The 7,756-nt window shown below is 76.3% G+C and carries 6 protein-coding genes; 3 read left to right on the top strand and 3 right to left on the bottom strand.

All coding sequences use genetic code 11. The annotated features are described in order from the left end of the window. Positions 1-290 precede the first annotated feature (290 nt). Positions 291-1,379, bottom strand: coding sequence for a class I SAM-dependent methyltransferase (locus ABZ920_RS24680; protein WP_361508887.1), 1,089 nt, complete (start codon positions 1,377-1,379; stop codon positions 291-293). A 161-nt stretch (positions 1,380-1,540) separates the two neighbouring features. Between ABZ920_RS24680 and cobT the strand changes: the two genes are divergently transcribed. Next, positions 1,541-2,683 (top strand): nicotinate-nucleotide--dimethylbenzimidazole phosphoribosyltransferase, encoded by a 1,143-nt coding sequence (gene cobT, locus ABZ920_RS24675; RefSeq protein WP_361508885.1) that lies wholly within the window; start codon positions 1,541-1,543, stop codon positions 2,681-2,683. A gap of 341 nt (positions 2,684-3,024) precedes the next feature. On the opposite strand, the gene ABZ920_RS24670 is transcribed toward cobT, so the two are convergent. After that, positions 3,025-3,789 (bottom strand): hypothetical protein, encoded by a 765-nt coding sequence (locus tag ABZ920_RS24670; RefSeq protein ID WP_361508882.1) that lies wholly within the window; start codon positions 3,787-3,789, stop codon positions 3,025-3,027. Positions 3,790-4,023: 234 nt separating this feature from the next. Between ABZ920_RS24670 and ABZ920_RS24665 the strand changes: the two genes are divergently transcribed. Then, entirely contained in the window at positions 4,024-4,800 is a 777-nt protein-coding gene (locus ABZ920_RS24665) for an adenosylcobinamide-GDP ribazoletransferase (protein WP_361509041.1), read from the top strand. Between the two features lie 113 nt (positions 4,801-4,913). Here ABZ920_RS24665 and ABZ920_RS24660 read toward each other — a convergent pair whose 3' ends face one another. Next, positions 4,914-5,762: an endo alpha-1,4 polygalactosaminidase gene (locus ABZ920_RS24660; protein ID WP_361508880.1), complete on the bottom strand. Its 849-nt coding sequence runs from the start codon at positions 5,760-5,762 to the stop codon at positions 4,914-4,916. Between the two features lie 342 nt (positions 5,763-6,104). Between ABZ920_RS24660 and ABZ920_RS24655 the strand changes: the two genes are divergently transcribed. After that, positions 6,105-7,643 carry a leucyl aminopeptidase gene (locus ABZ920_RS24655; protein WP_361508877.1) on the top strand — a complete coding sequence of 513 codons (1,539 nt, stop codon included), beginning with the start codon at positions 6,105-6,107 and terminating at the stop codon, positions 7,641-7,643. The last annotated feature ends 113 nt before the right edge of the window (positions 7,644-7,756 follow it).

The following is a 7,756-nucleotide window of genomic DNA, read 5'->3' as shown; positions in this document are numbered from 1 at the left end:
AGACCGCACCCCACCCGAACACGACCCCACGAACCACTCCGGCCACCCGGCCGCGTGCCACAGACCGCACCCCACCCGAACACGACCCCACGAACCACTCCGGCCACCCGGCCGCGTGCCACAGACCGCACCCCACCCGGCCACAGCGGCAGAGACCGCTCCTGTCGTCGGCCACGGCGGCAGGCCCGTCTGCCCGGCGGCCGCGGCCGGGCGGACGGGCCACCGTCACGGCGCCGGACGGTCCCGCGTCCCCGCGGCCCGCGCGCGGGACCGGGCGGCGGCTGTACGGTTCAGGCGATGTCGCGGCGGGCGACCACGCGGTAGGTGTTCGAGAACGCGGTCAGGCGCAACAGCGGTGCCAGGGCGTGGTCCACGGCGGCCGCCGCGGCCACGAGCGGCCCGGCCGCCGTGGCCAGGGCCGCCCGCGCCCCGCGCTGCAGATCGCTCGGCGGGGTGGCGCGCCAGGGGGCGTCGGGCCGGGGCAGGACATGGGTGAGCGCGAGCGCGACGGCCGCGGACAGGTCGTGGGGCGTGTGCGGGGTGCGGCGGTCGGTGACGAGGACCGTGCAGCCCTGCGCCTCCAGTTCCGCGCGGAGGTTGCGCAGCGGCACCAGGTGCAGGTGGCGCGGCTGGCCGTGGGACAGCCACCACTTGCCCAGCAGCAGGGCGAACACGCTGTGCGGGTCGGGCAGTTCGACCAGCAGGTGACCGCCGGGGCGCAGGGCGGTGAGCGCGCCCCGCAGTTCCGCGCGCGGGTCCGGGGCGTGGGACAGGTGGTGGAAGACGCTGACGACGTCGTAGCGGCCGCGCAGGCGCTCCGCGACGTGCGGGTCGGCCAGGTGCCCGACGTGTGCCTCCTCGATCCGCCCGGCGGCGCGAGCCCGCTCCACGCGCGGCGTCGGGTCGAGACCGTCGAAGGAGGTGTACGGGAACACCTCCTTCGCCGCGTGGGGGAAGTGGGCGTGCCCCGTGCCGACGTCCAGCCAGCTCTCCGGCTCCCCCACGTTCCGCATCAGCCGCGCGACGGCCCGGTGCCGGCGGTGGCTCCGGCGGGCCGCGAGGACGCGATCGGCCGGGCCGCCCCACGGCTTCCGCTCGCCGTCGTCGAGGTCGCGGTGGTAGAAGACCACGCCCTGCGGGGTGAGCCGGGGGTTCTGGAAGACGTGCCCGCAGTCCCGGCACCGGTCGACGGTGAACGTCCCCGGCTTGTGCTGCAGCAGGTCGGGCGCGCGCAGCCTGCCGCTCAGGCGGCCGGAGCCGCACCACGGGCAGTCCGCGCGGCGGGATTCGCTGAAGCGGTCGGTCCCCTGGGCGAGTTCGGCGGCGTACGCGATGCGGCGCGGGTCGTAGACCCGCGGGGCGTACGGCAGTGGCGGCATGTGCGGCTCCCGTGGGGGCGCGAGGGGCGTACCGCAGGGACGTACGACAATCCGCTGCAAAGGGAACGTATGGGATCGGGATCTTGGGTGCAACGACGTCGCGCCGGTGTGGTGCCCATGTGGCGCCGTCGTGTTCGATCAGGGCCGGTACTGTTCGGCGAATGAGCTCGCTGAATCTCGACGACTTCACCGAACTGATCGAGCGTCCCGACGGCGGTGTGCGCCGTGACGCGGAGGCGCGCCGGGAGCGTCAGACCGTGCCGCCCGGCTCGCTGGGCCGCCTCGACGAACTGGGTGAGTGGCTGGCCGCGGCGCAGGGCGCGGTGCCGGTGCGGCCGGTCGAACACCCGCGGGTGGTGCTGTTCGCCGGCGACCACGGGATCGCCTCACTGGGCGTCTCGGTCCGGCCCGCGGGCAGTGCCGGGCAGCTCGTGCGGGCGGTCCTGGAGGGCGCCCGGCCCGTCTCCGTGCTGGCCCGGCGGTTCGGCGTGCCGGTGCGGGTGGTCGACATGGCGCTGGACTGCGAGCCCGGGACCCTGCCCGAGGACGTCGTACGGCACCGGGTGCGGCGCGGCAGCGGGCGCATCGACATCGAGGACGCGCTGACCCTCGAGGAGGCGGAGGCCGCCTTCCGGGCGGGGGTCGCGGTGGCCGACGAGGAGGCCGACTCCGGCACGGACCTGGTGGTGCTGGGCGACGTGAGCGTGGGCGGGACCACCGCGGCGGCGGTGCTGATCGCCGCGCTGTGCGGGACGGACGCCTCCGTGGTGACCGGGCGCGGCGGCGAGGCCATCGACGACCTGGCGTGGATGCGCAAGTGCGCGGCCGTCCGGGACGCGCTGCGGCGGGCCCGGCCCGTACTCGGGGACCAGTTGCAGCTGCTGGCGCGAGTGGGCGGCGCGGACCTGGCCGCGATGACGGGCTTCCTGCTGCAGAGCGCGGTGCGGAAGACGCCGGTGATCCTGGACGGGGTCGTGTCGGCGGCGTGCGCGCTGGTGGGCCAGCGGGTGGCGTTCCGGGCGCCGGACTGGTGGCTGGCGGGGCAGAACAGCGGCGAGCCGGGACAGGCCAAGGCACTGGACCGGATGGCGCTGGAGCCGCTCCTGGACCACGGGGTGAGTGTCGGTGAGGGCGCGGGAGCGCTGCTGGCTCTCCCGCTGGTCCGGGCCGCGGCGGCGCTGTCCGCCGAACTGCCCGAGCGGCCGGAGCCGGACGAGCCGGACGACCGGGAGCAGCCGGCGGACGGGGAGCAGCCGGGGAACGGGCAGCAGCCTGCGGACGGGCAGCGAGCGGCGGAGGACTGACCGGCACGGGGACGCCGACGGGGCGCCGGTGACGGCGGTCGCGCCGGGCCGTCCTCGGATGCACCGGCCACGGGCGGCCGCTCCGGCCCCCGCCGTCACGCCCCCGGCGACGGGTGGCCGCTTCCGGCCCCCGCCGTCACGCCCGGCCCCGGCCCCCGGCGGTCCAGCCGGTCCTCCTCCTCGCGCCCCCGGCCGCACAACTGCCGGTGCCGTGCGGGGCGGACCCGGCGGCGGGGACGTGCCGGAGACCGGGCCGCCGCGGGCGTCCTGATCTCCGGCAGGCACCCGTCCGCCGTCGCGGAGGGTGCTGCGGATGTTCGGCGGCGCGGCGCGGCCCGCGCTCAGCGGGGGCCGGGCGCCCGGGTGATCTCCGGGTCGGGCTTGCCCCCGATCCAGTTCTGGAACGTGCGGCGCGGGCCCGTCCAGCGCCGGTCGTGACGGTCGGCCCGCAGGCTGGCGCGGGCACGGGCGCGCGGGCGGCGCCGGTAGAAGCGCCTGGCCCAGGGCGAGCCGGGGCGGGCCAGGCGGACCGCCCCGATCAGGGCGATCAGCGGAATGATCACTCCGAAGACGGCGAGACGGAGTTTGCCCTTGCTGAGCGCGACGAGGGCGAAGACGAAGTTCGCCACGACACTGACGATCACCGTGCCGCGGTTCTGGAGCTCCTCCTGGGTCAGGTCGTCGACGCCGAGCGGCGCGAACCCCGCGAGGACCAGTCCGACCAGGGCCGCGGTGAGGACCACGACCTCCACGCTCTCCCGCCCGGCCTCGCTCCAGTAGACGTCGTCCAGGTGCAGGATCAGCGCGAACTCGTCCAGGACGAGGCCGGCTCCGACACCGAAGACGACCGCGAACACGCCCGAGCCGAGGCTGCGGCCGTAGCTGGCGACCGCGCCGAACCCGCCGACGACGGTGAGGACGACCCCGGGGACGACGTGGTGGATGTGCACACCGCCGGCCTCGACGTTGCCGAAGGGGCCCTTCCCGGCGCGGATGAGACGGGTGATGAGCCGGGTCGTCAGGAAGGTGAGGACGAACGAGGCGAGGGCGAGGAGCAGCGGCAGTTTGCCCGGCTCGACCACATTCCTGTACAGCCATTGCCCCATATACGCAGTGTGCCGTTCGGGCGCCGGTGCCGCACGGGCGCCCGGGACCGGGTCGGCCCCGCACCGGCGCGCCGAGCCGGGCCGCGGGGCGGGCGGCCCGCCGGGACCGGGCGCCCGCCGGGACGGGCGTTCCCCACAGGACCGGGCGCCCGCCGCACAGGAGCGTGCCGTGCGAACCGGGGCGCCCGCCGACCCGGCCGGTCGTGAGCGGTCGCGTACCCTTCCGGCGTGTCCATGATCCCCCCGCTGCACGGCCTCCGGTTCGCCTTCGGCACCCTCACCGTCCTCCCGGTCCGGGTGAGCCGCTGGGACCGGGAGGCCGCGCGGGGCGGGATGCTGTGCGCCCCGGTGGCCGGCCTGGTGGTCGGGGCGGCCGCCGCCGCGGCCGGCGCAGTGCTGCTGGTGCTGGGCGCGGGCCCGCTGCTCGCCGCCGTCGCCACCGCGGCCGTACCCGCCGTCCTGACCCGGGGTCTGCACCTCGACGGGCTCGCCGACACCGCGGACGGGCTCGGCAGCGGGAAGCCCGCGGCGGACGCACTGCGGATCATGAAGCAGTCGGACATCGGGCCGTTCGGCGTGATCACGCTGGTGTTCGTGCTCTTCGCCCAGGTGGCGGCCCTGGCCCAGGCCTACGGCGACGCGTGGGAGCGCGGCGCGCTCGCCGCCGTCGTCTCGGCGGTCGCCGCCCGGCTGGCGCTCACCCTCGCCGCGCGCGCCGGCGTGCCGGCGGCCCGCCCGGAGGGGCTGGGCGCCGCGGTCGCGGGCGTCGTGCCCACCGGCCGGGCGCTGCTCGCCGCCCTGGCCGTCGTCGCGGCGGCGGCCGCGGCGGGCACGGTCCCCGGCGCGGGCGGCCCCGTTCGCGCCGCGGTCGCGGTCGTCCTCGCCGTCGTCGTGGCCGAACTCCTCCTGCGCCGCTGCGTGCGCCGCTTCGGGGGGGTGACGGGGGACGTCTTCGGGGGCCTCGCCGAGGCCGCGGCGACCACCGCCCTCGTCGTGCTGTCGCTGGGGTGAGGTGCCGCCGCGGCATCCGCCGCGTGTTCCGCGCGGACGGTCCCGGCCTCACCGCCTTCAGGCGCTCGCCCCCCTGCCCGTGACCCCGGCCCGCGCGGCAGCCCGCGGCGGGTTCACCCCGGGCAGGCCCGCCGCCAGGCGCCGAGTTCGTACTTCTTCTGCAGGGAGCTGAGCCCCAGCCGGCGGGACTGCGCGCAGAAGCGGCTCGGCGGCACCTCGTACTCGACGTGGAACACGGCCTTGCCGGCCGCGACGAAGGGCGTGAGGGCGTCGCACTCACCGTACTGGGCGCACTGTTCGTCGACGGCGAAGTCGAACTCCCCCACCAGCTCGGGGATCTGGGCGAGGTCGTTCTTCAGCCCGACCGACAGGCCCCGGTCGTGGGCCAGCCGGGCCACCAGCCGGTTGTAGCGCAGCTGGTCGGCGGCGGTCAGCGGGAAGCCGGTGCGGTTGCGGTAGCCGTCCATGTTGTCCGGCTCGACCGCGTCGAAGCCCTTCTCCCGGCACATGTCGAGGCGGGCCGCCATCAGCGGTCCGAGGACGTCGGTGCGGCGGATGTCGAGCCAGCGCTCCCCCTGCCAGCCGTTGCCCTCGCCGAGCACGGCGGCGGGGAACTCGCCGGCGTCCGGGCGGAACTCCTCCCAGGCGCCGGTGGAGACGTAGCAGATCACCCGGCGGCCCTGGCGAAAGAGCGCGGCGACCGCGGCCCGGGTGTGGTCGAAGCCGTCGATGTCGTACACCGGCACGTCGACGGAGGTGTCCAGGCGGCCGCTGAGCTGCCACTGCCAGGGCGTCCCGGGGCGCGGCCGCCAGCGGTCGCCGGCGCCGGACGCGTCGTCGCCGGCATGGGCGCGGGCGGACGCCGTCCGGGGCTCCCCGGCATCCGGGGCGCCGGTCCCGGTGTCCCGCGCGCAGCCGGCGAGCAGCAGGAGCAGGGCGGCGATCAGGACCGGACGTCTCACGGCGGACTTGTGGAGGTGAGGCGGACGCATGCCGTCGATGATGGCCGACTCCCGTGCGCCGGACGGACGTTGGAGCGAGGCCGGCCGGCCCGGCCCGGCAGCCCCGACCCGGCGCGTGTGGGCGGGGTCACAGGATGCGAGGATGCGGGGGTGGCCACGACGCCACCGACGGGTGAACGGCCGGGTCACGACCGGCGGCTCACCGCGCGTAGGCTCGTGCCGGGTGTTCACCCGCCCGGGCAAGGACCGCTCCGCAGGAGGGATCCGGGGTCGGGTGTCGGCCCGGTCGACCCACCCGCATTCGACCACACATTCTTCATAGGGAAGCGAGATTTCACCACCGTGACTGCTCTCACTCTCAGCACCGCCGCGGCGCCCGGCCTGCGGGCCGACGCGATCGTGATCGGTGTCGCCAAGGGCGCTGGTTCCAGCTCTGGCGATCTGGTCGTCGCGCCGGGCGGCGAGGCCGTCGAGGCGGCCTACGACGGCAGGCTGGCCGACGTCCTGGAGACCCTCGGCGCCTCCGGTGCCGAGGGCGAGGTGACGAAGCTGCCGGCGCCGTCCGGTTTCAAGGCCCCGCTGGTGCTGGCGGTCGGCCTGGGCGCCGAGCCCGGCGAGGACGCCGAGTACGGCGCCGAGGCGCTGCGCCGGGCCGCCGGCGCGGCCGCCCGTGCCCTCGCCGGCGCGCAGAAGGCCGGCTTCGCCCTGCCCGTCGCGGACGCGGCCGGCGTGGGTGCGGTCGGTGAGGGCGCCCTGCTCGGCGCGTACGCGTTCACCACCTACAAGGACACCGGCGGCAACGGCGGCGCGAAGAACGGCAAGGCGCCGCTCGCCGAGGCCGTGCTGCTCGGCGCCAAGCCCCGCGACAAGGCCCACAAGGCGGCCGTCGAGCGCGCCGTCGCCGTCGCCGAGGAGCTCAACCGCGCCCGCGACCTCGTCAACATGCCGCCGAACGACCTCAACCCGCAGGCGTTCGCGGCGATCGCCCAGGCCGCGGCCAAGGAGCACGGCCTGAAGGTCCAGGTGCTCGACGAGAAGGCGCTGGCCAAGGGCGGCTACGGCGGCATCCTGGGCGTCGGCTCCGGCTCGGCGTCGGCGCCGCGGCTGGTGAAGCTGTCGTACACCCACTCCAAGGCCGCGAAGCACCTGGCCTTCGTCGGCAAGGGCATCACGTACGACTCGGGCGGCATCTCGCTCAAGCCGGCCGGCCACAACGAGACGATGAAGTGCGACATGAGCGGTGCGGCCGCCGTGTTCGCCGCCGTCGTCACGGCCGCCCGCCTGAACCTGGAGGTCAACGTCACCGGCTGGCTCGCGCTGGCCGAGAACATGCCCTCCGGCTCCGCCACTCGTCCGGGTGACGTGCTGCGCATGTACAGCGGCAAGACGGTGGAGGTCCTGAACACCGACGCCGAGGGCCGGCTGGTGCTGGCGGACGCGCTGTGGGCCGCCTCCGAGGAGAACCCGGACGCGATCGTGGACGTCGCGACCCTGACCGGCGCCATGGTGCTGGCGCTGGGCACCCGCACCTTCGGGATCATGGCCAACGACGACGCGTTCCGCGGCGCGATCCAGGAGGTCGCGGAGGAGGTCGGCGAGGACGCCTGGCCGATGCCGCTGCCGGAGCACCTGCGCAAGGGCATGGACTCCGCCACCGCCGACATCGCGAACATGGGCGAGCGGATGGGCGGCGGCCTGGTCGCCGGCCTGTTCCTGCGCGAGTTCGTCGGCGAGGGCATCACCTGGGCGCACCTGGACATCGCCGGACCGGCCTTCAACGAGCAGGGCCCCTTCGGCTACACGCCGAAGGGCGGCACGGGCAGCGGCGTGCGCACGCTGGTGCGGCTCGCGGAGCTGACCGCCGCCGGCGACCTCGGCTGAGTCCGCCCCGGGCGCCGTCCGCCTCGGCGCGGACCGGCGCCCGCCGCGTCGGGCCGGGCGGTTCCACGCGGCGGGGGGGGGGGGGGCCGGGGGGCGGCCCCGCCGGGCCCCCC

This window comes from Streptomyces sp. NPDC046831, assembly GCF_040645305.1.
Classification (GTDB): domain Bacteria; phylum Actinomycetota; class Actinomycetes; order Streptomycetales; family Streptomycetaceae; genus Streptomyces.
The sequence above is the reverse complement of the archived record's forward strand: the minus strand, read 5'-3'. Positions and strand labels throughout refer to the sequence as shown.